Source organism: Streptomyces sp. NPDC037013 (genome assembly GCF_055607265.1).
In genome coordinates this window covers 431,689-458,074 of the sequence record NZ_JBVJRV010000008.1, presented here as the reverse complement: position 1 = coordinate 458,074, position 26,386 = coordinate 431,689, and the positions used below count along the sequence as shown (strand labels likewise).

The 26,386-nt window shown below is 73.3% G+C and carries 17 protein-coding genes; 6 read left to right on the top strand and 11 right to left on the bottom strand.

Features of this window, described 5'->3' with window-relative positions:
* Nucleotides 1-11 precede the first annotated feature (11 nt).
* The 5 genes from ACZ7DY_RS30475 to ACZ7DY_RS30455 form a co-directional block, all read right to left on the bottom strand.
* Nucleotides 12-617 (bottom strand): GTP-binding protein, encoded by a 606-nt coding sequence (locus tag ACZ7DY_RS30475; RefSeq protein ID WP_471140836.1) that lies wholly within the window; start codon nt 615-617, stop codon nt 12-14.
* Nucleotides 598-4,293 (bottom strand): hydantoinase B/oxoprolinase family protein, encoded by a 3,696-nt coding sequence (locus ACZ7DY_RS30470; RefSeq protein WP_471140834.1) that lies wholly within the window; start codon nt 4,291-4,293, stop codon nt 598-600. The genes ACZ7DY_RS30475 and ACZ7DY_RS30470 overlap by 20 nt, the downstream gene beginning before the upstream one ends.
* A 25-nt stretch (nt 4,294-4,318) precedes the next feature.
* Nucleotides 4,319-4,705, bottom strand: a complete 387-nt coding sequence (locus ACZ7DY_RS30465) for a DUF742 domain-containing protein (RefSeq protein ID WP_471140833.1) — start codon at nt 4,703-4,705, stop codon at nt 4,319-4,321.
* Between the two features lie 126 nt (nt 4,706-4,831).
* Nucleotides 4,832-5,272: a roadblock/LC7 domain-containing protein gene (locus ACZ7DY_RS30460; RefSeq protein ID WP_471140832.1), complete on the bottom strand. Its 441-nt coding sequence runs from the start codon at nt 5,270-5,272 to the stop codon at nt 4,832-4,834.
* Nucleotides 5,269-8,259 (bottom strand): sensor histidine kinase, encoded by a 2,991-nt coding sequence (locus ACZ7DY_RS30455; protein ID WP_471140829.1) that lies wholly within the window; start codon nt 8,257-8,259, stop codon nt 5,269-5,271. Before ACZ7DY_RS30455 ends, ACZ7DY_RS30460 begins: the two co-directional genes overlap by 4 nt.
* A gap of 462 nt (nt 8,260-8,721) precedes the next feature.
* Here ACZ7DY_RS30455 and ACZ7DY_RS30450 point away from each other — a divergent pair, with 462 nt between their 5' ends.
* Nucleotides 8,722-9,318 (top strand): hypothetical protein, encoded by a 597-nt coding sequence (locus tag ACZ7DY_RS30450; protein WP_471140923.1) that lies wholly within the window; start codon nt 8,722-8,724, stop codon nt 9,316-9,318.
* 127 nt (nt 9,319-9,445) lie between these two features.
* Here ACZ7DY_RS30450 and ACZ7DY_RS30445 read toward each other — a convergent pair whose 3' ends face one another.
* Nucleotides 9,446-10,699 (bottom strand): NAD(P)/FAD-dependent oxidoreductase, encoded by a 1,254-nt coding sequence (locus ACZ7DY_RS30445; RefSeq protein WP_471140920.1) that lies wholly within the window; start codon nt 10,697-10,699, stop codon nt 9,446-9,448.
* A 5-nt stretch (nt 10,700-10,704) separates the two neighbouring features.
* Complete coding sequence (locus tag ACZ7DY_RS30440) at nt 10,705-11,106, bottom strand: bifunctional 3-phenylpropionate/cinnamic acid dioxygenase ferredoxin subunit (protein WP_471140827.1); 402 nt, start codon at nt 11,104-11,106, stop codon at nt 10,705-10,707.
* Between the two features lie 189 nt (nt 11,107-11,295).
* Between ACZ7DY_RS30440 and ACZ7DY_RS30435 the strand changes: the two genes are divergently transcribed.
* The 5 genes from ACZ7DY_RS30435 (at nt 11,296) to ACZ7DY_RS30415 (ending at nt 18,296) form a co-directional block, all read left to right on the top strand.
* Nucleotides 11,296-12,126: an IclR family transcriptional regulator gene (locus tag ACZ7DY_RS30435; protein ID WP_471140826.1), complete on the top strand. Its 831-nt coding sequence runs from the start codon at nt 11,296-11,298 to the stop codon at nt 12,124-12,126.
* A gap of 304 nt (nt 12,127-12,430) precedes the next feature.
* Entirely contained in the window at nt 12,431-13,516 is a 1,086-nt protein-coding gene (locus ACZ7DY_RS30430) for an S-(hydroxymethyl)mycothiol dehydrogenase (protein WP_471140823.1), read from the top strand.
* Complete coding sequence (locus ACZ7DY_RS30425) at nt 13,513-15,957, top strand: GcvT family protein (RefSeq protein ID WP_471140821.1); 2,445 nt, start codon at nt 13,513-13,515, stop codon at nt 15,955-15,957. Before ACZ7DY_RS30430 ends, ACZ7DY_RS30425 begins: the two co-directional genes overlap by 4 nt.
* Before the next feature lie 16 nt (nt 15,958-15,973).
* Nucleotides 15,974-17,128 carry an N-methyl-L-tryptophan oxidase gene (solA, locus tag ACZ7DY_RS30420; protein WP_471140818.1) on the top strand — a complete coding sequence of 385 codons (1,155 nt, stop codon included), beginning with the start codon at nt 15,974-15,976 and terminating at the stop codon, nt 17,126-17,128.
* 46 nt (nt 17,129-17,174) lie between these two features.
* Nucleotides 17,175-18,296 carry an aromatic ring-hydroxylating oxygenase subunit alpha gene (locus tag ACZ7DY_RS30415; protein WP_471140815.1) on the top strand — a complete coding sequence of 374 codons (1,122 nt, stop codon included), beginning with the start codon at nt 17,175-17,177 and terminating at the stop codon, nt 18,294-18,296.
* Here the strand turns inward: ACZ7DY_RS30415 and ACZ7DY_RS30410 are convergent.
* The 4 genes from ACZ7DY_RS30410 to ACZ7DY_RS30395 all read right to left on the bottom strand — a co-directional run bounded on the left by ACZ7DY_RS30410 (nt 18,289) and on the right by ACZ7DY_RS30395 (nt 26,333).
* Nucleotides 18,289-22,977, bottom strand: a complete 4,689-nt coding sequence (locus ACZ7DY_RS30410) for a hypothetical protein (protein ID WP_471140813.1) — start codon at nt 22,975-22,977, stop codon at nt 18,289-18,291. The genes ACZ7DY_RS30415 and ACZ7DY_RS30410 overlap by 8 nt on opposite strands.
* A gap of 75 nt (nt 22,978-23,052) precedes the next feature.
* Nucleotides 23,053-23,946: a hypothetical protein gene (locus ACZ7DY_RS30405; RefSeq protein WP_471140810.1), complete on the bottom strand. Its 894-nt coding sequence runs from the start codon at nt 23,944-23,946 to the stop codon at nt 23,053-23,055.
* 79 nt (nt 23,947-24,025) lie between these two features.
* Nucleotides 24,026-25,570 (bottom strand): hypothetical protein, encoded by a 1,545-nt coding sequence (locus tag ACZ7DY_RS30400; RefSeq protein WP_471140809.1) that lies wholly within the window; start codon nt 25,568-25,570, stop codon nt 24,026-24,028.
* A 58-nt stretch (nt 25,571-25,628) separates the two neighbouring features.
* Complete coding sequence (locus ACZ7DY_RS30395; RefSeq protein ID WP_471140807.1) at nt 25,629-26,333, bottom strand: GntR family transcriptional regulator; 705 nt, start codon at nt 26,331-26,333, stop codon at nt 25,629-25,631.
* Nucleotides 26,334-26,386 lie beyond the last annotated feature (53 nt).

Sequence of the window (26,386 nt, the reverse complement as noted above, 5' to 3'; positions counted from 1 at the left end):
GCGGGAGCCCGTCACGTCGTGGCGGGCTCCCTGGCCGCCGCTGCCGCCGCCATCGCGTGTTCGACGACGCCGATGAGGACCTCCTTGACGGACTCGCGATCGCGCGCGTCGCACAGCACGACGGGCACCTCGGGGTCGAGGTCGAGGGCCTGGCGCACGGTGTCGGCGGGGTAGCGGGAGGCCCCTTCGAAGCAGTTGACGCCGACGACGAAGGGTATGGAGCGCCGTTCGAAGTAGTCGACGGCGGCGAAGCAGTCCTCCAGGCGGCGGGTGTCGGCGAGGACGACGGCGCCCAGCGCCCCGGTGGCCAGTTCGTCCCAGAGGAACCAGAAGCGGTCCTGTCCCGGTGTGCCGAAGAGGTACAGGACGAGGTCCTCGCGGAGCGTGATGCGGCCGAAGTCCATGGCGACGGTGGTGGTGTGTTTGCCGGCGACGCCGCTCGTGTCGTCGACGGGCCGGCCGGCCTCGCTGAGGGTCTCCTCCGTGCGCAGCGGCTTGATCTCGCTGACCGCGCCGACCAGCGTGGTCTTGCCGACGCCGAAGCCGCCCGCCACGAGGATCTTCAGCGTGACCGGCTCGACGGGGGCCTTGCCGCGCTCAGAACGCCTGAAGATCATCGCTCACTTCTCCTGGATCATCGGTGTCGCGCGGCGCCGGACCGTATCCGCCGCCGCCGGGGGTTTCGATCACGAGTACGTCGCCGGGGCCCACCTCGGCCGAGTCGCTGCCGGCGAGGTGCACGACGGTGCCGTCCGCGCGTTCCACGCGGTTGGCGCCGAGGGCCCCTGCGGAGCCGCCCGCCATGCCGTAGGGCGCGACCTTGCGGTGCTGCGACAGGGTGGAGACCGTCATCGGCTCACGGAAGCGGATGCGGCGCACGGCCCCGTCCCCGCCGCGCCGGCGTCCGCCGCCGCCGCTGCCGCGCCGTACGGCGAACTCCTCCAGGAGGACGGGCAGCCGCCACTCCAGGACTTCCGGGTCGGTGAGCCGTGAGTTGGTCATGTGGGTCTGGACGGCGGGCGCCCCGTCGAAGCCGTCGCCGGCTCCGGAGCCGGATGCCACCGTCTCGTAGTACTGGTGCCGGTCGTTGCCGAAGGTGACGTTGTTCATCGTGCCGGAGCCCTCGGCCTGGACGCCGAGGGCGGCGTAGAGGGCCCCGGTGATGGCCTGCGAGGTCTCCACGTTGCCCGCGACGACGGCGGCGGAGGGTTCGGGGGAGAGCATCGAGCCGGGCGGCACGATGATGCGCAGCGGGCGCAGGCAGCCGTCGTTGAGGGGGATGTCGTCGTCCACGAGGGTGCGGAAGACGTACAGGACGGCGGCGTTGACCACCGCGAAGGGTGCGTTGAAGTTGGTGGCGAGCTGAGCGGACGTGCCGCTGAAGTCGATGGTCGCCGAGCGTTCGTCGCGGTCCACGGTGACGCGGACGCGGATCGTGGCACCCGAGTCGGTTTGATAGGCGAACTCGCCCTCTTCCAGGACGTCGACGACGCGGCGTACGGCTTCCTCGGCGTTGTCCTGGACGTGCCGCATGTAGGCCTGGACCACGTCGAGTCCGAAGTCCTCGATCATGCGGGTGACTTCGTCGACGCCCTTCTGGTTGGCGGCGATCTGGGCGCACAGGTCGGCGAGATTGGTGTCCGGGTCGCGCGAGGGGTGGGGGGCGTCGGCGAGGAGGGCGCGCGTCTCGGCCTCCCGGAAGCGGCCTCCTTCGACGAGCAGCCAGTTGTCGAAGAGGACGCCCTCCTCGTCGATGGTGCGGCTGCCGGCGGGCATGGAGCCGGGGGCGATGCCGCCGATCTCGGCGTGGTGGCCGCGCGAGGCGACGTGGAAGAGGATCCGCTCGCCGGAGGTGCCGTGCTCCCCCGGCCGGTCGAAGACCGGGGTGATGACCGTGACGTCGGGGAGGTGCGTGCCGCCGTGGTAGGGGTCGTTGACGGCGTAGCTGTCCCCGGGGCGCATGGTGGCGCCGCGGCGCTCGATGACCTCCTTGACGCTGGTGCCCATCGAACCCAGGTGGACGGGGATGTGCGGGGCGTTGGCGACGAGGTTGCCCTCGGGGTCGAAGAGGGCGCAGGAGAAGTCGAGCCGCTCCTTGATGTTCACCGACTGGGAGGTGGACTCCAGGCGGGCACCCATCTGTTCGGCGATGGACATGAAGAGGTTGTTGAAGACTTCGAGGAGGACCGGGTCCGCGGTGGTGGTCGCGGTGGAACTCTCCGGCTCGGCGACGCGTTCCATGAGCAGGTGTCCCGCCTTCGTCGTCGCCGCCCGCCAGCCCTCGTCGACGACCGTGGTGGACCCCGCTTCGGTGATGATCGCCGGTCCGGTGACCGTCTCGCCGGGCGGCAGTTCCGTGCGGCGGTGCAGGGGTACGTCGTGCCAGGCGCCGCCGGTGTGCAGGCGGACCTGGCTCGGGGTGCCCGGTGTCACCGTGCCCGCCAGGGCCGAGAGGTCGGGCGGTTCGGTGACTCCGGTGGCCTCCACGGAGAGGGCCTCCACGACGACCGGCCGCTCCAGGGTGAAGGAGTAGGTGGCGCGGTGGCGGTCCTCGAAGTCCCGGGTCATGGTGTCGGGGTCGGTGAGCTCCACGGTCAGGGCGGTGTCCGTGCCGTCGTAGCGGAGCTGGGCGCGCCGGGTGACGCGGATGCGGTCGGCCGGCACGTCCTCGGCCAGGAGTTCGTCGCGGGCGGCGCTCTCCAGGTCGTCGGCGGTCTTGCGGACGTGCGGCATGGACGACGCCGCCAGCGGTGTCTCCACGGACTGCTCGCGCATCGCCGTGGTGTCGGCGAGTCCGATGCCGAGGGCGGAGAGCACCCCGGCCATGGGCGGGACGAGGACGGTGCGGATGCCGAGCGAGTCGGCGACCATGCACGCGTGCTGGCCGCCCGCGCCGCCGAACGTGGTGAGCGCGTAGCGCGTGACGTCGTGGCCCTTCTGTACGGAGATGCGCTTGACGGCGCCCGCGATGTTGGCCACGGCGATCCGCAGGTAGCCCTCCGCGACCTGTTCGGGCGTGCGGTCGTCGCCCGTCGCCGCGCGGATCTCGTCGGCCAGGGCGGCGAAGCGGTCGCGGACGAGCCCGGCGTCGAGCGGCTGGTCCCCGTCCGGGCCGAACACCGCGGGGAAGTGGGCGGGTTGGACGCGGCCGAGGGCGATGTTGGCGTCGGTGACGGTGAGGGGCCCGCCGCCCCGGTAGGCGGCCGGGCCGGGGTCGGCGCCCGCCGAGTCGGGGCCGACCCGGTAGCGGCTGCCGTCGAAGTGGAGCACGGATCCGCCGCCCGCGGCGACGGTGTGGATGTCCAGCATCGGGGCGCGCAGCCGCACCCCGGCGATCCGGGTGGTGAAGACCCGCTCGTACTCACCGGCGTAGTGCGACACGTCGGTCGACGTGCCGCCCATGTCGAAGCCGATGACGCGGTCGAAGCCGGCCAGGCGGGACATCCGGGCCATGCCCACGATGCCGCCCGCGGGCCCGGAGAGGATCGCGTCCTTGCCGCGGAACTGGCCGGCCTCGGCGAGTCCGCCGTTGGACTGCATGAACATCAGCCGTACGCCGTGCAGTTCGTCGGCGACGTGCTGGACGTAGCGGCGCAGTACGGGCGACAGGTACGCGTCGACGACGGCGGTGTCCCCGCGCGGCACGAGCTTCATGAGCGGGCTGACCTCGCTGGAGAGCGAGACCTGCGGGAAGCCGGTGCGCCGGGCGAGATCACCGACGGCCTGTTCGTGGGCGGGGTACAGGTGGCTGTGCATGCAGACCACGGCCACGGAGCGGATGCCGTCGTCGTAGGCGTCCCGCAGAGGCGCCGCCAGGGCCTTTAGGTCGGGTGCGCGCAGCACCTCGCCGTCGGCGGTGACACGCTCGTCGACCTCGATGACGCGGTCGTAGAGGAGTTCGGGGAGGACGATCTCGCGGGCGAAGATGTGGGGGCGGTTCTGGTAGGCGATGCGCAGGGCGTCGCGGAAGCCGCGGGTGATGACGAGGGCGGTGGGCTCGCCCTTGCGTTCCAGGAGGGCGTTGGTGGCGACGGTGGTGCCCATGCGGACGGCGTCGACGGCCTCGACGTGGTCGCCGTCCTCCCTCGCCTCCGTGCTCGTCGTCGCTTGACCTGTACCGCCCCGGTCCCCCGCGCCGGCGAGGAGTTCGCGGATGCCGGCGACCGCCGCGTCACGGTAGCGGGCGGGGTTCTCGGAGAGGAGCTTGTGCGTGTGGAGGCTGCCGTCCGGGTGCCTCGCGACGATGTCCGTGAAGGTGCCGCCCCTGTCGACCCAGAACTGCCAGCCAGTCACGTTCTCACTCCCGCTTCCGCGCTGTTCAGAGCGCCCGGAGGCCGTCGATCACGTCGCGCAGAATACTCTCGTCCGGCAGCTCGGCGGGGGGCACGGGACGGGTCACGTGCACCAGTTCGTCGTCGACGAGGTCGCCGATGAGCACGCGCACCACGCCGATCGGCAGGTCGAGCCCGGCCGCGAGTTCGGCGACGGACTGGGGCGTGTCACGGCAGAGCTCGACGATGTCGACGTGTTCGGGAGACAGCGTCTGGTCGGCCTCCGGGACACCGGAGGCCCGCTCCTCGGTGATGACGACCGCGATCAGGTCGAGCCGGTGCTGGCCGTTGCTCGTGGTGCGCCCGCGCGTCATCGCGTACGGGCGCACCACGGGGCCGGCGTCGTCGTCGAACCAGCGGGGCGACTCCTGCACCCCCGCCGGCTTCCGCCCGGCCTCTGTCCTCGTTCTCTGCGTTCTCTGTGCCGTCTGCGTTCTCTGCGTTATGTGTGCTCTCTGTGTTCTCTGCGTCCTTCGTTCGTCGTCATTCATGACCTCCCACTACCCCCCGGCGGACAGATCCGTGCGCGGAGCCGTCCCCAAATGCACACCCACCCGCTTGACCAGCAGCGTCATCTCGTACGCCACCAGGCCGACGTCGGAGTCCGCGTCCGCGAGGACGGCGAGGCAGCTGCCGTCGCCCGCCGCAGTGACGAAGAGGAACGCGTCGTCGAGCTCGACCACGGTCTGGCGGACCCTGCCCGCCTCGAAGTGCCGCCCGACGCCCTTGGCGAGGCTGTGGAAACCGGAGGCGACGGCGGCGAGGTGCTCGCTGTCCTCTCTGGTCAGGTCCTTCGACACACCGGTCGGCAGGCCGTCCCCGGAGAGCACGAGCGCCTTGCGGATGCTGGCGACGCGCTGCACCAGGTCGTCGAGGAGCCAGTTCAGCTCTCCCCGTCCCCCGGTCGTGGTCATGCGTGCGTCGGCATTCGGTGCGGTCATCGACCGTCCCCCTCGGATGTCGTTCCTGGTGCTGTGCCGTTCGTGGCGTCGTCGCCCGCGGCATTCTCGTCACGGCCGCGCTGCCAGCCCCGCTGGAGCGAGGCCATGCGGCTGCGTACCTCTTCCGCGTCGCGCTCTTCCGGCCGGGCCTCGGCACGGTCGGGGCGACGATCGGGTCCGGCCTTCAACTGCGGGGCGAGGCTGGCCTGCCGGACACGGCGCGGCAGCCCGCCCGGGCCGGTCATGGGAGTGCCCCGGTCCTGACCGCGGCCTTGGTCCTGGCCCCGGTCCTGATCCGTGTCGGTGGTGCGGGCCGGGGCCTGGTCGGGCGCCGCGGCCGGACGGAGCCCAGGTGCCGTCCGGGGAGGGCGCTCCGGCGCAAGCGAGCGGTCCTGGGTGAAACGGTCCTGGGTGAAACGGTCCTGTGCGGCGGTGCGGCGGCCGCGCCGGGGGAGCTCGTTCGGCGCGTCGTCGACGGCCGTGACGTCCCGGTGCGGCGGACGGAGATCGGGCCAACCGGGCCGCTGCGGCGAGCGCTCGGGGATCTCGTCCTCGGCGGCGGGGGCCAGGGGTCGGTCCTCGGGGAACCCGCCGTCCTGCGCCCCGCCCTCGGGGAACCGGCTGTCCTGCGGCCTGGTGTGCGTCACCGGGCGGCCGTTCGAGCGGACGAGCTTGGGCGTCCTGCGGCGCGGCAACGGGACCGGGCCGCCGTGGACGTCCTCGGCGGGATCGTCGTCGAGGTGGGCGGGCGGGGCGTCCCTGCGGGTCGGCTCCGCGCGGCCGGCCTCGCGGTCGTCGCGGGCCTGCTGGTGCTGCTCGCCGGGGCTGCCGGCCACCCGGCGGCGCGGCCGGAAGATGCCGCCGCGCTCGCTGTCCTCGTCGTCGAGTGCGCCCGGGAAGGCGTCGAGGTCGGCGAGGCCGACGGGCGCCTCCAGTTCGACGGGGCCGTCGAGTACGGAGGCGGGCAGGCCGGGCAGTTGCACGGGCACCTGGGCGAGGGCCGCGGTGCGCTCGGCCGCCCTGTCGGGGCCCGCGGCGGGTTCCTTGCTCCGCGGCCGGTCGAGCCGGTAGCCGCCGGTGTCGGGCACGTCGTCGGTGAGCAGCGACTCCGGTACGAAGACGACGGCGGTCGTGCCCCCGTACGGAGAGGGCTGCAGGGAGACGCGGACGCGCTGGCGCTGCGCCAGCCGGCTGACCACGAACAGGCCGAGCCGGTCGGTGTCGGACAGCTCGAACTCGGGGGTCTCCGCGAGGCGCAGGTTGGCGTCGAGGAGTGCGTCGGCGGTCATGCCGAGGCCGCGGTCGTGGATCTCCAGGGTGAAGCCGTTGGCGACGTGCTCGCCGAGGACCTGGACCCCCGTGTGCGGGGGCGAGAACACCGTGGCGTTCTCCAGGAGTTCGGCCAGCAGGTGGGTGAGGTCGGCGACCGCGGGCCCGGTGACCGCGATGCGGGGCAGCCTGCGCACCTCGATGCGTTCGTAGTCCTCGACCTCGGCGACGGCGGCCCGGACGACGTCCATGAGCTGGACGGGCTTGCGCCACTGGCGGGAGGGGGCCGCACCGGAGAGGATCACGAGGCCCTCGGCGTGCCGCCGCATGCGGGTGGTCAGGTGGTCGAGGCGGAAGAGGTCGGCGAGTTCGTCGGTGTCCTCGGTCCTGCGCTCCATGGTGTCGAGGAGAGTGAGCTGCTTGTGCAGCAGGACCTGGCTGCGGCGGGCGAGGTTGACGAAGACCTCGGAGACGCCGCGGCGCAGGTCGGCCTGTTTGACGGTGGCCTCGACGGCGGCGCGCTGCAGGGTGTTGAGGGCCTGTCCGACCTGCCCGATCTCGTCCTTGCCGTAGGTGAGCCGGGGCGCCTCGGTCTCCACGTCGACCTGCTCGCCCGCCGCCAGGCGGCGCAGCACGCCGGGCAGCCGGACGCCGGACGCCTCGTGGGCCTCCAGGCGCAGGCGCCGCAGGTCGCGGATGAGGCCGCGGCCGATGCGTACGGACAGGAAGAGGGAGACGAGCAGGGCGAGCAGACCGAGCACACCGGCCGCGATGACCCGCACGATGACCTTGACGGCGGCCGGTTCGACACGGCCCTGGAAGCGGTCGGTCGCCTCGATGTTGTTCTCGGAGAGCTGCTTCAGGACCCGGCCGGCGACCCGGTCCCAGTGGTCGAACGTCACCGCGCGCGGAGTGCCGGCACCGGAGTCGATGACATCGTTCTCGGCCTTGCTCAACTGGGCGACCTCGGCGCCGCTCCAGTAGCGCTTGAACCGGGCGAGCTCGTCCTCGGAGATCTGCGGCCAGTGCACTTCGGCGAGGATGGAGCGCTGGGCCCGGAGCTCGGTGATCTGACGGATCTCGGACTTGGTGATCCGTCCCACGACGAGCGCCGAAGCGATCACCGCGTCCTCGCGGGAGAGCAGTTCGCGCATGCGGGTGGCGCCGACGAGCGCGCGGCCCTGCTGGTCGTACTCGGTGTCGTCGAGACCGGAGAAGCCGTTGAGGGTGCTGAGCAGGTCGAAGTAGGGGTCGATCAGCTTGGTGTACATCGTCAGGGCCTCGGCCCTGGTGATCGTGGACTCCTCGACGCTCTGACGGACCGGCTCGATGCCGTCGAGCGCCTCGACGAGCGCGTCGAGACGCTTGCGCGACTCGCCGTTGATGCCGTCCCGGACGTCCGGGTCCTCGGCGTTGGCCCGGATCTTGTCGATCATCCCGTCGGTCGCGCTGCGGCTGCGGCGCAGCGCGGCGAGAGCGTCCGACGCCCGTGGGTCGGCGAGGTAGATGAGGGACTGGCGGCGCTCCTGCTGGATGACGCGGGCCGTGTCCTCCACCGGATAGGCGAGCTTGTCGAAGACGTTGACCGAGTCCACGAGGCTCAGCGCCTGGCGCCCCGTGACGACGGTGGCGAAGCCCCAGATGGCGGTGAGGGAGAGCAGCGGCACGATCAGCAGCGCCACGATCTTCCGGCGGATGGACTTCCCGCGAAAGCGCATGGCCTCCCCCAGATCGGCCCCCTGAGGCCGTTGCACGGGCCAGGGGCACACATGTGCGTCAACAAACGGCGCGAGCCTACTACTGACTCACGAGCAACTCGAAGGCACATCCGAACGCTTTTCGGCCGTGACGCGAAAGGGACGTCCGCAGTTGTCCCTCCATTACGGGAGATTGCGTCCCAGCATGTGGCACCTGCTTCCATGCCCCATCCACCGTTCCACGCACGCCAGTTGGCCGAATCTCTTCGCTTCGAGGAAGCGGAGCGGGAATCTTTGGGATCTCCCGTTCGTCCTTCAGGCAGAGAGTCGCGGATCCAGGGCACGCCGCCGGGCAGGCGACATAAAGCGCAGTAAAACGGGCAGCCAGTGGTGAGTTGGGCCAGAGGCCGGAGGACGGCCGAAGGATCTGTCCGGAGGGTGCGCCATGGACGGCCGCGAAGCAGCGGGGGGAGTGACGAAATGATGGGCACGGCAGAGCGCCACAGGGCGTCCGGGGGCGGCGCCGCCGCTGACGGGGCCGGTGCGGCCGAGGAGGAGGCGCGGCACGCGGCGGCCGCCCCCGAGGAGCGGGGGCTCGGCCGCGACGGACGCGAGGGGCGCGACGTGCGCGACCATGACGTCCGCGCACGGAGTCCCCTGGAAGCACGGGGACGTGAACACCCGGCAGAGCGGCCGCCGTTGTGGGTGGAGGAGCCCGCCCGCAGGAGGCGGCTGCCTGATCCGGTGCGGACGGCCGCGGTGCGCGCCGTGATCATAGTCGCGGTCACGCTCGTCCAGGCGATGGTCGCCGTCCTCGCCGCCCTGGCGGGGTCCTGGCTCTCCTTCCCCATGGTGCTGAGCAGCGTGGCCAGCACGGTCGTGGCCACATGGAGCGTCCTCGACGTGTGGGTGACGCGCCAGGTGTGGAACCAGCGACATGGAGTCGTCTCGATGCCGAGCAGCACGGCGCGGCGGCTGCGGCGCGAGCGGCGCAGGGCCCGCCGTCAGGCGAGGACCGAGGCGCGCGGCAAGGAGCGCATACGCCGGCACGGCCGGTCGGGTCAGCTGTCGCACTCCTGAGGCGCGGCTGCGCGGTTGCGTGGTTGCGCGGGTCCTGGTGTGCGGGGGGGGCGGGGCTGGGTGTCCCGGACGGGGTCCGGCCCAGCCGGTCTTCAGAGTGCCGCCGCCCCTCGGGCTGCCGTCACCCTTAGACGGTCGCCGCCTCCGTCACGCGTCCCGCCACGGGCCGCACGGCGAGTTCGGTGGGAGCGGCCGGCTCCGGGGGCTCGGCCACCGGCTCTGCTGCGACGGCGGCCGCCAGGCTCCTGCGCGACTTCATGAACGGGCGGGCCCGGTCGACCGCGAGGACCGCCGTGGTGCGGCCCGCCTGCTCGTACACCGCCAGGAAGCCGCCCCCGTCCTCCACATCCGGCGAACCCTCGACGATGCGCACGGTGTCGTCGGCTCCCCGCCGGCCGGCGAACTGCACCCGCGAGCCGTACTGGTCCGACCAGAAATACGGCACGGCACGCATCGTCTCCACGGTGTGCCCGGCGAGCAAGTTCCGTACCGCGACGCGTGGTTGCTCTGTGGCGCTGGTCCAGTGTTCGGCGCGGGTCCCGCCGGCCCGGGCGACGTCGCCGACCGCGACGACGTTCGGCAGCGCGGTGACACAGCCGTCGTCGCAGAGGACGCCGTCGGCCAGGGCGAGAGGGGAGCCCGCGAGCCAGTCGGTGTGCGGGGAGGCTCCGATGCCGACGACCACCACATCGGCGGCGAGCAGCCGACCGTCGGAGAGCTCCACGGCGTGGATGCCCCGGGAGGTGCCGCGCACTCCCGCCACCCCGCACCCCGTCAGCAGTCGCGCGCCGCCACGGGCGTGCAGGCGCGCGCAGACCGCCGCCATCTCGGTGCCGAGGGGGGCCGCGAGCGGCACGGGCGCGGCCTCGACCACCGTGACGTCGTGGCCGAGTGCCACGCACGAGGAGGCCGTCTCGGCGCCGATGAAGCCGCCGCCGATCACCACCACGCGCCGGGCTCCCCCGGTCAGGTCCGCGCGCAGGGCGCGTGCGTCGTCGAGGGTGCGCAGGGTGTGGACGCCCGCGAGCGGTGGCCCGGGCAGGCGGCGGGCGGCCGCCCCGGTGGCGATGACGACGCCGTCGCCGGCCAGGGTGCGCCCGTCGTCGAGGACGACCGTGCGGCTCCGGGCGTCGAGGGCCCGGGCACGGATGCCGAGGACCCATTCGGCGGCGAGTTCCGCGCTCTCCTCCCCGTCGCAGAGGGCGAGTTGGTCCTCGTCCCCGGCGCCGGTCAGGAAGGTCTTCGACAGGGGCGGCCGGTCGTACGGGAGGTGCGGCTCGGCGCCGACGAGGACCAGGCGGCCGTCGAACCCCTGGGCACGCAGTTCCCGTGCCGCGTACAGTCCGGCGAGCGAGGCGCCCACCACGACGACGGTCTCCAGGGGCCTCACGCCGCGGACCCTTTCCCCGTGGCGGGCGGGTCGGCGGCCACTTCGCGCTCGGCGCCGTGCGGGGTTCCGTGGACGGCGCCCTGCCCGACCAGAGCGTCGCCCGCGAGGTGTACGTGGACGACACCGTCCTCGACGTACACCTGGTGGGTGCGGACGGGGCGGCGCGCGGGCAGGCACGTGGGCCGGCCCGTACGGAGATCGAATGTCGCGGCGTGCAACGGGCATTCGACCAGGCAGCCCTCCAGCCACCCCTCCGACAGGGAGGCGTCCTGATGGCTGCATGTGTCGTCGATGGCGAAGAGCTCGCCGTCGGCGTTGAACACCGCGACGGGCGGCGTGGTGTCTAGGCGGACGGATTCGCCCACGGGGAGGTCTTCGAGGCGGCATACGGGGATCATGGGCCCCCCTCTGGTGTCATTCGGCCCGGTCCTGGGCCCGCTGGGGGCCAAGACCCTTCGGTAACATGATGTTTCGCATGGCGCACGAGGGAGCGCTATGCGCAACAGAATCCGGGTGGGGCGCCCATCGCGTCAAGGGCTTCCCGACAACGCGGCTTCAACAGGCCGCCAGGTGGTGAGAGTTCAGATATGACGGGCGAGCGCAAACAGGCTGATCAGAACGGGGCGCCGCGCGGGGAACCGCGTGCGGGCCAGCCGAAGGGGGCGGCCGGATCCGTCCAGTCCGTGGACCGTGCGGTGAGCGTCCTGGAGATCCTCGCGCGCCACGGGGAGGCCGGGGTCACCGAGATCGCGGACGAGCTCGGCGTGCACAAGTCCACGGCGTTCCGGCTCCTCGGCGTACTGGAGAACCGCGGCCTCGTCGGCCAGGCCAAGGACCGCGGGAAGTACTTCCTGGGCGCCGGCGTACTCCGCCTCGCGGGGGCGGCGGCAGTGCGCATGGACATCTCGCAGGAGGGCGGCCCGGTCTGCCGGGAACTCGCGGACGAGCTGGGCGAGACGGTCAACATCGCGGTCCTGGACGACGACGCCGCGGTCAACATCATGCAGGCCCGCGGCCCGGCCTCGGTGACCGCGCAGAACTGGCTGGGCCGGCGCACCCCGCTGCACGCGACGTCCAGCGGAAAGGTGCTGCTCGCGCACCTGCCGACGACCCTGCGCGAGGGGCTGATGGCACGCACCCTGCCGCGCCTCACCGAGCACACGGTGACCGGCACGGTAGCGCTGCGCGGCGAGTTGGAGACGGTGGTCGAGCAGGGATTCGCCGTCGCCGTCGAGGAGTTGGAGGTGGGCCTGGCCGCCGTCGCCGCGCCGGTGCGGGCGCACGACGGCAAGGTGATCGGGGCGATCAGCGCGTCGGGTCCTGTCTACCGGGTGACCGAGGACCGGCTGACCGAGCTCGCCAAGCGCACCGTCGCGGCGTCCGTGGAGCTCTCCCGGCGGATGGGGTACGGGTTCTGACGCTCTGTCGGGGCCGCTGAGGCGGCGCACACGCGCGTGAGGGCGGGACCGGGAGCCACCGGTCCCGCCCTTCGGCGTGCCACCACCCGTGCCCGCCACCCGCGGACTACCACTGCCACCCGCCACCCGCGAGCCGCACCCACGGAAGTCCGCCCCCACGCCCTCCCCACGGAATTGCGAAGGCTTGCTCCGCCCCCTTGACGGCCTCTTGATGGCATTCCCAGTATGTCTCCCATAGCGCAACCGAACGTGCAGTGCGCAACAACTCCCGCCACGCCGCGCGCAACAGCAGAGGAGTCTGGCCGTGCCCCACGAGGTCCGTGCCGTCGTTGCCCCCAAGAAGGGCGCACCCGTCGAGGTGCAGACGATCGTCGTGCCAGATCCCGGTCCCGGAGAGGTCCTCGTCTCCCTGCGGGCCTGCGGGGTCTGCCACACGGATCTGCACTACCGGGAGGGCGCGATCAGCGACGACTTCCCGTTCCTGCTCGGCCACGAAGCCGCCGGCACCGTCGAGGCGGTCGGCGCGGACGTCGCCGATCTCGTCCCCGGCGACTGCGTCGTGATCGCCTGGCGCGCGCCCTGCGGCACCTGCCGGTCCTGCCTGCGCGGCCGCCCCTGGTACTGCTTCGACTCGCGCAACGCCACCCGGCCCATGACGCTCCTGGACGGCACACCGCTCACCCCGGCCCTGGGCATCGGTGCCTTCGCCGAGAAGACGCTGGTCGCCGCCGGGCAGGCGGTGAAGGTCGATCCGGCGGCGCGCCCGGAGGCGGTGGCGCTGATCGGCTGCGGCGTCATGGCGGGGTACGGGGCCGCGGTGAACACCGGCGGGGTGGGCCGCGGCGACACCGTCGCCGTCATCGGCTGCGGAGGTGTCGGGAACGCCGCCATCGCCGGGGCGTCCCTGTCCGGCGCCCGCCGGGTCATCGCCGTCGACATCGACGACGCGAAACTGGACGGGGCAACCCGGTTCGGCGCCACGCACACCGTCAACTCCCGGGGCACCGAACCGGTTTCGGCGGTGCGCGAGCTGACCGGCGGCCACGGCGTCGACGTCGCGATCGACGCGGTCGGCATCCCCTCGACGTACAAGCAGGCCTTCTACATGCGTGATCACGCCGGTGTGCTCGTCCAGGTCGGCGTGCCCGATCCGGAGATGACCGTCGACCTGCCGCTGATCGACCTCTTCTCGCGCGGCGGCGCCCTCAAGTCGTCCTGGTACGGCGACTGCCTGCCCACCCGGGACTTCCCGATCCTCGTCGACCAGTACCTGAGCCGCCGCCTCGACCTGGGCGGCTTCGTCTCCGAGACGATCGGCCCCGACGAGGTGGAGGAGGCGTTCGCGCGCATGCGCCGGGGCGAGGTCCTGCGCTCGGTGGTGGTCCTGTGAGCGGCGGCCGGGCCACCGGCCCCCGCGTGGTCCTCATCGGGGCCGGCATCGTCGGCTGCTCCCTCGCCGACGAGCTGACCGCCCGCGGCTGGACCGACGTCACCGTGCTCGACCAGGGGCCCCTGCCCGCGCCGGGCGGCTCCACCTCGCACGCGCCGGGCCTGGTCTTCCGTACGAGCCCCTCCAAGACGCTGACGGCGTTCGCCGCGTACACCGTGGAGAAGTTCACCTCCCTGGAGGCGGACGGCCTCCCCTGCTTCGACCGGGTCGGCGGCCTTGAGCTCGCCACCACCCCGGAGCGCTGGGCCGACCTGCACCGCAAGGCGGGCCTCGCCGCGTCCTGGGGCATCGACGCCGGGCTCGTCGGCCCGGCCCGCTGCAAGGAGCTGGCCCCGCTGATCGACGAGAGCCAGGTGTACGGCGGCCTGTACACGCCCGGCGACGGCCTGGCCCGCGCCGTGCCCGCCTGTCGCGCGCAGCTGGAACGGGCACGCGCGCGTGGCGCGCGATTCCTCGACCGGCACACCGTGACGGGCATCGAACGGGACGGCGGCCGCGTCACCGCCGTCGTCACCGACCGCGGCACCTTCCCGGCCGACCACGTCGTCTCGGCGGCCGGCTTCTGGGGGCCGGTGATCGGACGGATGGCGGGCGTCGACGTGCCTCTGCTGCCGCTGGCCCACCAGTACGTGCGGACGACGCCGCTGCCCGAGCTCGCGGGCGTCGACGGACCGCGCGCCGAGGCCTGCCGGCCGATCCTCCGCCACCAGGACCGGGACCTGTACTTCCGCGAGCACACGGACCGCATCGGCATCGGCTCGTACGCGCACCGGCCGATGCCCGTGGACCCGTTCGCGGTCCCCGCCTACGACGACGCCGAGCCCATGCCGTCCTCGTACCCCTTCACCCCTGAGGACTTCGCGCCGAGCTGGGCGGAGTGCCGACGGCTGCTCCCCGCCCTGCGGGACGCGGAGGTCGCCGAGGGCTTCAACGGCGTCTTCTCCTTCACGCCCGACGGCATGCCGGTGCTCGGCGAGTCCCGTGCGCTGCGCGGGTTCTGGCTCGCCGAGTCGGTCTGGGTCACGCACTCCGCGGGCGTCGCCAGGGCGGTCGCCGAGTGGATGGTCGACGGGCGGCCCTCGCTCGACGTGCACGACTGCGACCTGACGCGCTTCGAGGACATGCAGCGCTCCCCCGCGTACGTGGCGGAGCGCGGCGTGCGGCAGTTCGTCGAGGTGTACGACATCATCCATCCGCTCCAGCCGATGGACCGCCCGCGCCCCCTACGGGTCAGCCCCTTCCACACGCGCCAACGGGAGTTGGGGGCGGTCTTCCTGGAAGGCGGCGGCTGGGAGCGCCCGCACTGGTACGAGGCCAACACCCCGCTGGCCGAGGCCGTCGAGCTGCCGGAGCGGGACGCCTGGTCGGCCCGTCACTGGTCGCCCGTCGCGGCGGCCGAGGCGCGCGCCACCCGCGAACGCGTCGCCCTGTACGACATGACGCCGCTGCGCCGCCTGGAGGTCACCGGCCCCGGCTCGCTCGCCTTCCTGCAGCGCATGACCTCCAACAACCTGGCCAAGAAGCCGGGTTCGGTCACCTACACCCTGCTCCTCGACGAGGCGGGCGGCGTCCGGTCCGACCTGACGGTGGCGCGGCTCGCCGCGGACCGCTTCCAGGTGGGCGCCAACTCCCCCGCCGACCTCGACTGGCTGCTCCGCCACGCCCCCGACGACGTGCACCTCAGGGACATCACCTCGGGGACCTGCTGCGTCGGGGTCTGGGGCCCGCTGGCCCGCGCGCTCGTCCAGCCGCTCACCCGCGACGACTTCTCGCACGAGGCGTTCGGCTACTTCAGGGCGAGGCAGACGTACATCGGGCACGTCCCGGTGACCGCGATGCGCCTGTCGTACGTCGGCGAACTGGGCTGGGAGCTGTACACCACCGCCGACCTGGGGCTGTGCCTGTGGGACACGCTGTGGGAGGCGGGGCGGGAGCACGGGGTGATCGCCGCCGGGCGCTCCGCCTTCAACAGCCTGCGGCTGGAGAAGGGGTACCGCGCCTGGGGCCACGACATGACCACCGAACACAACCCCTACGAGGCGGGCGTCGGCTTCGCCGTCCGCATGGACAAGGGCGATTTCGTGGGGCGTTCGGCGCTCGAAGGGCTTGGGCGGCCCACGCGCAGGCTCACCGCCCTCCTCGTCGACGACCCGGCGGCCGTCGTCCTCGGCAAGGAGCCCGTGTACCTCGACGGCGCCCCTGCCGGGTACGTCACCAGCGCCTCGTACGGGTACACCCTGGGCCGCTGCGTCGCGTACGCCTGGCTGCCGCCCCTGGCGGCGGGCACCGGTGTGCACATCGAGTACTTCGGCGAGAAGGTTCCCGCGACCGTCGCCGATGAGCCCCTGTTCGACCCGGAGATGGCCCGCATCCGCCGCTAGCCGCCAGGAGGCACAGGTGTCCCCCACGTATGACGTGATCGTGATCGGTCTGGGCGGCATGGGCAGCGCCGCCGCCCACCACCTGTCCGCGCGGGGCGTGCGCGTCCTCGGCCTGGAGAGGTTCGGTCCGGTGCACGACCGCGGTTCGAGCCACGGCGGTTCACGCATCACCCGCCAGTCCTACTTCGAGGACCCCGCGTACGTACCGCTGCTGCTGCGCGCCTACGAACTCTACGACCGCCTCGAACGCGACACCGGCCGGGACATCGCGACGCTCTGCGGCGGTGTGATGCTCGGGCGCCCCGACAGCCGTACCGTCTCCGGTTCGCGGCTCTCCGCCGAACGGTGGGACCTGCCCCACGAGATGCTCGACGCGAAGGAGATCCGCCGCCGCTTCCCCACCCTCACCCCGCGGGACGACGAGGTGGCCCTGTACGAGGCGCGCGCCGGCCTGGTCCGCCCCGAGAACACCGTGGCCGCGCACCTCCAACTGGCCACGCGGCACGGCGCCGACCTGCACTTCGATGAGCCCATGACGCGATGGGAGCCCTACCGGGACGGCGTGCGCGTGCACACCGCCGGGGAGAGCTACACGGCCGGGCAGCTGGTGATCTGCCCGGGCGCGTGGGCCCCCGGCCTGCTGACCGACCTGGGGGTGCCGTTCACCATCGAGCGGCAGGTCATGTACTGGTTCCGGCCGGCCGGCGGCGAGCGCCCGTTCCTCCCGGAGAGCCATCCCATCTACATCTGGGAGGACCCGCGGGGCGTCCAGGTGTACGGCTTCCCCGCCATCGACGGACCCGGTCTCGGCGCGAAGGTCGCCTTCTTCCGCAAGGGCACGCCCTGCACGCCGGAGACCATCGAGCGGACGGTCCACGAGGACGAGGTCGCCGCGATGGCGGAGCAGGTGGGGCGGCTGATCCCCACCCTGCCGGGACACTTCATCAAGGCCGCCACCTGCATGTACTCCAACAGCCCCGACGAGCATTTCGTCATCGCACGCCATCCCGCGCACCCGGCGTCGGTCACCGTCGCGGCCGGCTTCTCCGGACACGGCTTCAAGTTCGTCCCGGTGGTCGGGGAGATCCTCGCCGACCTGGCCCTGGACGGCGCCACCCGGCATCCCATCGAGCTCTTCGACCCCGCCCGCATCGCCGCCGCGCCCGCTTGAGCCCCGGCCGCACTTGGGCCCCGCCCGCTTGAGGAGTACGAGAACCGTGCCGACGACCCCCTTGCCGCCCAGCCTCATCGCGACCCTCCCCGGCCACCACTACACCGACCCGGAGATCTTCCGGCAGGAGCAGGAACGTATCTTCGAAGCGCTCTGGTTCTGCGCGGTGCGCGCCGCCGACATCGACGCGCCGGGCGCCTTCCGCACCGTGCAGGTGGGCCGCGAGAGCGTCCTCGTCACCCGCTCGCGCACCGGTGAGCTGCGTGCCTTCCTCAACGTCTGCCGCCACCGCGGCGCCCGGCTGTGCACCGAGGAGTCCGGGCGGGTGCGCCGCGCCCTGCGATGCCCGTACCACGCCTGGACGTACGACCTGGACGGCAGGCTGATCGCCGCGCCCGGCCTGGTGAAGATGCCGGACGTGGACCGCGGGGCGTACGGCCTGGTGAAGGTGGCGCTGCGGGAGTGGCTCGGCTACGCCTGGGTGTGCCTGGCCGACGATCCGCCCTCCTTCGAGGAGACCGTCATGGGCGCGGCGGTCGAACGGCTCGGCGACGCGGCGTCCATCGAGCGGTACGGCACCGAACGGCTCGCGCTCGGCAGGCGCGTCAGCTACGACGTGCGCGCCAACTGGAAGCTGATCGTCGAGAACTTCATGGAGTGCTACCACTGCGCGACCATCCACCCCGAACTGACCGACGTCCTGCCGGAGTTCACGGACGGGTTCGCCGCGCAGTACTACGTGGGGCACGGTGCCGCGTTCGGCGAGGAGGTCGGCGGGTTCACCGTCGACGGCAGCGAAGGCTTCGGCCGGCTCCCCGAGGTGTCGCAGGAGCAGGACCGGCGCTACTACGCGATCACCGTGAAACCGACGGTGTTCGTCAACCTCGTCCCCGACCACGTGATCCTGCACCGGATGTTCCCGCTGGCCGAGGACCGCACGGTCGTCGAGTGCGACTGGCTGTACGCGCCCGAGGTCGTCGCGTCCGGAGCCGACCTGACGCACTCCGTGGAGCTCTTCCACCGGGTCAACACGCAGGACTTCGCGGCCTGCGAGCGCACCCAGCCCGCGATGGCGTCACGCGCCTACCGTGCGGGCGGGGTGCTGGTGCCGACCGAGCACCACATCGGGCTCTTCCACGAGTGGCTGACCAAACAGCTCGCTACGTAGTGGCGGTCGTCGGGGTCGTGTCCGTCGACCGGAGCGTGGCCGTCGCCTGGGCGGGGACCACCGGCGCGGACGCAGCGGGCCGCTTGTACATGCGTGTCGCGGTGATCTCCCCGTGCACCGTCTCGCCGTCCGGGTCCTGCTGCGGCAGGCCAGGGCGCAGGTGCTCCTCCACGCTGATGTACTTGAGGCCCGCCCGCAGGTCCGCGTCGTTCCGCAACCGGATGACCAGCGGGAACTCGGCGAGCGCCGTCGTGTCGAACAGACCGGTCGTATACAGCAGCTGCACGCCGAGCGCGTCCGACACGGCCCGCTGGAGCTCCAGGAGATACGTCGCGTTGGCACGGCCGATGGGGTTGTCCAGGAAGAGCGTGCCGGCGTGGCGGTGCTTGTCGCGGCCCCGGTCATTGCTGCGCAGCGCGGCCATCGTGCAGTACAGGGCGATGGCCGCGGTCAGCAGCTGGCCGCCGGAGAACACGTCGCCCATCTGTCCGACCGGGACGCGCTCGGCGCGGAGCACGGCGTCCGGCTTGAGGATCTCGACGGCGACCCCGCGCGGCTCCAGGGCGGCCTGGACACCGCGCAGCAGCAGGGACATTCCGTCGCGCCGCAGATCGGAGTTCTTCTTCACGGCGGCGCGCGTCGCCTCGTCGATGACCTCGCCGAGCCGCTCGACGAGCGTGGCCTGGTCGGGCTCCTCGAAGCGCACCCGCAGGAACTCCTGGCCCGACCACTCGCCGAGCCCCTCCGGCAGTCGGGAGAGGCGCTGGGCGGACCTCAGGGTGGCGAGGGAGGACTCGACGAGGCCGCGGAGGCGGTCGACGATGCTGTCGCGGTTGCGCTCCAGCTGCTCCAGCTCGTCGGTGAGGACGCGCAGCCGGGGCGCGAAGGCGTCGGCCCACTTCTTGGCGTGGTCGGGCAGCGCGGACGCGGGCAGTTCCCGGATCTGCTGGCGGGCGGGGGTGCGCACCTGCTCGTACCGCGTGGAGTTCGCGTGGCGTACGAGGATGTCGCTGGCCTCGCGGACGGCGGACTCGGCGGTGGACAGGTCGGCGGCGCAGCCGCGCAGGGAGCGGCGGGCCTCGGCCGCGGAGTGGCGGGCCTCTTCGAGCGTGCCGGGGTAGGCCTCGGGGGCCTCTTCGGACTCGTCCTCATGGTGCTCGCGCAGGAGGTCCCGCAGCAGGGCCGCGGTCTCCTCGAAGCCGCCGGCCGCGTCCTCGGTGGCGCGGTGGGTGCGCAACAGGGCGGCGTGCGCCTCCTTGGCGCGGCTCAACGCCTCGGTGCGCGAGGCCAGTTCGCCGGTGGCGGTGCGCAGCAGCGCCTGGGCCTGCTCGGCGTCGGCGGGGACGAGCTCCTCGGGGAGCTCGGTGTGGGCGTCGCCGTCCTCGGGGGCGTGCCGCTCGGCCTCGCCGCGCAGCCGGCCGAGCTGCTCGCTCGCGGTGGCCGCGCGGGCCTCGATGAGCTGGACCTGTGCCTCCGCGCGCGCGGCGGCGGCCTGCCGGGAGGGGCCGTCGGAGCCGTCGGTGCCTTCGAGGAGCAGGGCCGCGCGGGTGCGGACCTTGTTGCTGAGCCGGTCGAGCTCGGCGAGGGCGGCGCTCTCGTCGCTCTCGGCGCGGGCCTGCTCGGCACGGAGGTCGGCGCCGACGCCCACCTTCTCGTAGAGCTGGGAGGCCGCGCGGTAGGCCTCGCGCAGGGCGGGCAGCGACGCCTTCGGGGTCTCGCTCTCCTCCGGTACGTCCTCGGGGGCGCCGGCGATCTCGGCGCGCTCGGCGCGCAGCGCGCGGGCGGTGCGTCGGGCGTCGTCGGCGGCGCGCTGGGCGGCGCGGCGGTCCTCGTCGGCGGCGCGGGCGCGGTCCAGGCAGGTCTGGGCGCGGGCCTCGGACTCGACGGCGTCGTCGGCCAGTTCGCGCAGCTTGGTCTGCCAGCCGGCCCGCTCGCGGAGGCGGAAGGCGAGCCCGGCGAGGGCGTCGGCGGCGCGGCGGGCGCGCTGGGCGGCGTCCTGGCGCTCGTCACGCACGCGTGCCGCCTCGCTCGCCGCCTCGTCGGCCTCGGCGCGCGCGGTCCGGGCCTCGGCGAGCTCGGCCTCGGCCTCCTCGGCGAAGGCGCGCGCCTCCTCGGCCGCGGTGGCGAGTTCGGCCAGGCGGCCGGTGGGGCAGCCGGCGCGCCAGGAGGCGAGGCGGGCGGAGAGCTCCCGGTCCTTGCCGAGGCGGACGGCGAGCGCGCGGATCTCCTCGTCGCGCCGTGCGGCCCGCGCGCGCAGCGCCTGCCGCTCCTCGTCGGCGGCGTGCTCGTCGTGCATGGCCGGGTTCGGCGGTACGAGGAAGACGCCGCTGTCCTCGGCGCTCTGCTCGCCCGGGGTGGGGGCGAGGAGCGCGGCCGCGGTGCCCACGGCGACGGCGGAGCGGGGCAGCAGCGCGGCGTCCGCGAGGGCTTCGCGGGCGCGGGCGTGGGTGGCCGGGTCGGTGATGACGACGCCGTCGACCAGTTCGGGCCGGGCGGCGAGCACACGCGCGTGGTCGGCGGGGTCGACGGCCTGCGCGAGGTAGCGCCAGCCGGGGAGCGCGGGGATGCCGTGCTCGCCGAGGAACTCGACGGTGGCCAGGACGTCGGGGCCGGGCGGCAGCAGCCCGCCGTCGCCGAGGGCGCCGAGGATGCGGGAGTCGTCGGCGGCGGCGGTGCGCAGGTCGAACAGCTGCCGCTCGGCGGAGGCGACGCTCTCGTCGAGGAGGGCCCGCAGGTCGTCCGCGGAGCGGTCGAGCTCCGCCACGGTGAGCGTGCCGTCCGCGTCGGTCTCGGGGGCGTCGGCTCCCTTGCGGGGCCGCGGCACGGAGCCGTCCCCGGCCGGCAGGCTCAGGAGCTCGGCGAGGCGGGGGTCCCCGGCGATGGACTCGGCGGTGCGGCGCTCCGCGTCGTGGGCGGCCTCGGCGGCGGTCGCGGCGTCGGACGCGCGGGCGGCGGTCAGTTCGGCGCGGGATTCGGCGGCGGCCGCCTCCCTGGCGTGGTCGGTGGCGCGGCGGGCGGCCTCGCGGGCGGTGTCCCAGGCGGCGACGGTGGTCTTCTCCGCGTCGCTCGCGGCGAGGGCGGCGCGGGCCGGGTCGGCGTCGGGGGCGGTGTCGTCGAGCCAGCCCGCGCGGACGGCCTCCGCGGTCTCCTGCTCGACCTCGGCGAGGCGCTGCTTGAGGTGGCCGATCTCGCTGCGGGCGCGCTGGGCCTCGGTGGCGGCGGCGGTGGCGTCGCGGTGCGCGCTCTCACCGGTCTCCTGGAGGGCGGCGGAGCGCTCCTCCTCTTCGTTCGCGAGGTTCTCGGCGCCTTCGGCGGCGGTGTGCAGGGCGCGGACCAGGTCGGAGGCGGCCTTGGCGCGGGCGGCCAGGGCGGGCGCGGCGTCCCGTTCGGCCTCGCGGATGGCGACGGCCACGCGCGCGGAGCGGTCGGCGGCGGCGCGGTGCCGCAGGACGGCTTCGGCGGCCTGCCAGGCGGAGTGCAGGGTGCGCGCCTCGGCGAGCTCGCGGCGCTGCGCGGCAGCGGCCTTCTCGGCGACGGTGAGCGCCAGAGAGGCGTGGCGGTAGGCGAGTTCGGCGGAGATGAGGGCGCTCTTGCCGCGTGCCTGCTCGGCCTCGGTGACGGCGTGGGCGGCGGTGGTGACCTGCTCGGCGAGCTCGGCGGCACGGCCGCGCTCCTCGACGGCCCGCGCGGAGAGCCGGCGCGCCAGGGTCCGGGTGCGGCGCTCGGCGCCCGCGTGCACGTCACGCGCGCGTGCCCGGGTGTCGGCGGCCTCGACGATGCGGCCGAGGAGGTCGACGGAGCCGGCGGTGAAGTCGCGTTCGGCGATGAGCTCGGCGCGGCGGCCGAGTTTGTTGCCGAAGCCGTGGACGAGGTCGGCGAGGCCGTCCGTGTCACGCGTGTCGGTGACGGCGCGCAGCAGCAGGTCGGTGAAGTCGGAGTCCTTCTTGACGGCGAAGAGGCCGGCGGCCTCGCCCTCGTCGGCGTTCATCTCGCGCTGGTAGCGGAAGAGTTCGGGGTCGAGGCCGAGGTCGCCGAGGTGTTCGTTCCAGCGGTCGTGGATCTCTTCCCAGTGCACTTCGAGGTGCGGGTAGGCCTTGACCGCCTCGGTCATGGCGTCGCGGAAGCCCTTCATGGTGCGCCGGCGCCCCTGCGCGCCCGATACGCCTTCCGCGGAGGGCCGCACGGCGGTGGATTCGGCGACGGGCAGCGAGTCCAGGCTGAGGCCGGGGCCGGGCCGGAAGGAGTACCAGGCCTCGGCGAACTTCCGCGGGTCGTTGGAGACCTGGCGTCCGCGCCATTCGCTGACCTTGCCGACGACGACGCACTCTCCGGTCAGGGTGTGCTGCCACTCCAGGGCGACGTGTCCGCAGTCGTCGGCGAGGAGGAACTTGCGCAGCACGCCGGAGCTGGCGCCGCCGAGGGTGTTCCGGTGGCCCGGCAGCATCACCGAGAAGATCAGCTTGAGCAGGACGGACTTGCCGCCGCCGTTCTCCAGGAAGAGCACGCCCGCGGGGGCGGGGCGGCGCGGCGGGCCGACCGGCTCGTCCTCGAAGAACTCCGCCTGGGTGGGAGCGGGGTCGGGCACCTCCGCGCCGACGCCGCGCAGGTCGAGCACGGTGTCGGCGTAGCGCGCACCGGCCGGACCGATGGAGTAGAGGCGGACCCGGGACAGCTCGTACATGGCGGCGGACTCTCGTCGTAAGTCGTGCGGAACAGCAGGAAGGGTGCGGGGCGGGGCCTGGGGGCGGCCGGTGGGTCAGGAGTGGAACGGCAGCCCCGCGTCGGCGGCCAGCTCCAGGTCGTCGGTGTCTTCGGGCGGCAGCAGCGTCGCGGAACCGTCCGTGACCGGTACGACGCCGAGCTCAAGGAGCTCCGCCATGGCCGCGCTGCCCGCCATGTCGCGAACCTGGAGCTGGTAGCGGGCGGTCGTGCGGTACGTGCCTCCGGAGTCGTCGCCGGTGCGCTGCAGGAAGCCGGAGTCGGTGAGGAAGGCGACGGCCTTGCCGACGATGCCGGTGGTGGAGCCCGCGAGGCGGCGGGCGTCCTTGGTGGCGCCGGTGGAGCTGCGGCGCGCCCAGATGCGCCAGGCGGCTTCGAGACCCGGGGCGTCGGTGGCCGGGTCGGTGTTCTCGCCCTGTTCCTCGGCGCGTTCTTCGAGGCGGTGGCAGGCCTGGCGCACGAAGGCGTCGACGCCGTTGACCGTGACCCGGCCGATGTAGCCGTCGTCGGCGAGGTCCTCGGGGCGCGGGAAGGCCAGGGCGGCGACGGCGAGGTGGGCGAGGCCGTGCAGGAAGCGGTCGGTGGAGTCGGTGGCCGCGCGGCGGGCGTAGTCGCCCATGCGGACGGCGAAGACGGAGTCCTCCGCGGCGGTCACGGCCATTCCCGCGCGCGGGGAGACCTCGAGGACGACGAGTCCGAGCCCGGTGGCGACGGCGTCGGCGAGCCGCGCGAAGGGCGGGTCCTCGCGGTAGCGGCGGAGCAGGTCGCCGTACTCCTGGTCGCGGGCGGGCTGGAGCTTGGGCTGCAGTCCGAAGGAGACGAGCCGCGCGGCGTCGGCGGCGTCGGCCGGGGTGACGGGGGCGGGGCCGGAGCTCACCGCCGCGGGGTCCGGCTCGCCCCACGCGGCGTGCTCTGCGGGGTGGTCGGTCACGGCGTGTGCTCCTTGTGGCGGTGGATCGGTGTCACGTCTGCGGGGGCGGCCGGGGGTGCGGCGTGCTCGGTCGCGGGCATCAGGCCACCTCCGTGCGGCCGGCCGCCATGCCGGCGGCGTCCAGGAGGGCCGTGCCGACGATGAGGTCGGCGCCGCCGAACTCCTCGTCGTCGAGTTCGGTGCCGTCGTCCACGGCGAACAGCAGCTTCTCCTCGCCCTGGCGGTAGGCGGTGCCGACCGGGGGGCTGGCCGCGTGCACGGCCAGCAGGGCGACCAGGTAGGGCAGTTCGGGGTCGCGGAGTCGGGCCTCCGCGAGCAGGCCGGAGAGTCTGCGGGGGGCGTCGGAGGGCAGGTCGAGCAGGTCCATGGCGGCGGCGAGCTGCTCCTCGCTGAAGCGGCTGTCGTCCGGGGTGGCGATGAGGTCGGGCTCCGGCATCTCCGCGCCGAGGTGTTCGCGCTCCATGGGCGGGGTGAGCAGTATGTCGACGAGGTCGCCGACGCGGACGGAGACGGGCGTGCGCAGTCCGGTCCCGTGCGCGAAGAAGGCGTCCGTCACGCGGATCGCCTGCTCGGCGGGGAGCGGCAGGAGGGGGGCGACGAGCTGGCCGTAGAGGTCGAGGCCGGCGTGGGCGGTGGGGGCGGCGAAGGCCTGCCGGTCCTGCTCGGCGCGGAACAGCGGGCCCGCTTCGAGGAGCCGGGACTGGAGCTGCGTGTGGCGGCGGATGCAGTCCTTGACGATGTCGACGAGCTCGGCGGCGCGGCGCTTGTGCTCGCCGGCCTTCGAGTCGGAGACGGCCTCGGACTCGTCGCGCACCTTGCGGATGTTGGTCAGGATGGCGTTCTCGTGGCGGTAGCGGTCGGCCACGTGGTCGAGCGCTTCCGCGATCATGTCGGGGACGGCCTGGAGCCAGTCCACCGCGCGGACGTTGCGCCGGGTGGCCTCCAGGGCCTTGCGCAGGGTCTCCGAATACTGCACGGTCCGGTAGCGGGCCTGCTCCGCGGCGAGCTGGGCGTCGGCGAGCCGGCCGCGTTTGATCAGGACCTCCAGCTTCACCTCGGCGGCGATCTGGGCGCTGGTGACGTCGGTGTCGAGGGCGCCGACCAGGACGTTGACCGCTTCGTCGGTGGTGCGCAGGTAGACACCGCCGCCGTAGCCGGGGACCTCTTCGAGGAGTTTGAAGTCGTAGTCCCTGCGGACATAGGTGCCGTCCGGGGCGAAGGTGCCGTATACGGCGCGGAAGCCGCGGTCGACGCTGCCGACGTTGATCAGGTTCTCCAGCACCCAGCGGGCCACGCGCTCGTGCTCGGCGGCCGGGCGGTGCGGTGCCTGGGCGGCCACGCGCGGGAGGAGCCTGGCGACGATCTGTTCGTGGTCGGCGCCGGTGTCGAAGTCCATGTTCAGCGTGACGAGGTCGATGGCGGACAGGGCCACCTCCGCCATCGCGTACACCGAGTACTCGCCCGCGAGGTTGGCCTTGCGCACGTCGAGGTCGTGCAGCGGGGCCGTGCAGGCGAGGGCGCGCAGGCGGCGCGCCAGGCCCTCGTCGGCGGCCGGGCCGGGAGCAGGCCTCGGCCCCGCGCTGAGCTGGGGCGGAGCGGTGTCCGTAACGGCAGGCGAAGTCACGGTGCACAGACTAGGTCCTCGGTCTGACAACGGTCGAAACGGCGCAGAACTGGCAGGCTCAGCCGCCGTCGCGCCCGTCCCGCGCGCCGGGCCGCCCGTACGCCTCGACGAGGCCCCGGCGGGAGTCGTCGAGGTACTCGGCGAGCAGCGTCTCGGCCTCGTCCCTGCGGCCTTCCCGGAGGGCTTCGAGAATCTGTTCGTTGCGTGCGAGGTAGGGCTCGTGGAGCCGGCGCGGGTCGTCCACCACGTGGAAGGCGAGGCGCAGTTCGGCGAAGACGCTGCGCATCAGCTCGTCGGTGCGCTCGCTGCCGGCGAGGGCGACGAGCTCCCGGTGGAAGTCGATGTTGGCGGTGGAGACGCCTTTCCAGTCACCTCTGCGCGCGGCCGCGCGCCCGTTGGAGACGGCGTCGGCGAGTCCGTCCACGGCGTACGGCGGATCGCCGAGTCCGCGCACGACCGCGCATTCGACCAGCGAACGGGTGCGGTAGATGTCCGCCACGTCCCGGTCGGTCAGGACGCGCACGAAGACGCCGCGGTTGAGCTGGTGCTCCAGCAGGCGCTCGTGCGTGAGCAGCCGGAACGCCTCCCGCAGGGTGTTGCGCGAGACGCCGAGCGCGCCGCCGATGCTGTCCTCGGAGAGCCGGGTGCCGGGCGGGAAGAAGCCCGCGGCGATGCGGCTCCTGAGGATGTCCGAGACCCGCTCGGCCGTGCTGGTGCGGCCCAGGAGCGCGCGGTCGTCGGCCAGCCCGTTCACATCAGCCATCCCCTCCGCCATGCCCGGATTCAATCGCAGATACCAGAACGAAACAACATGGG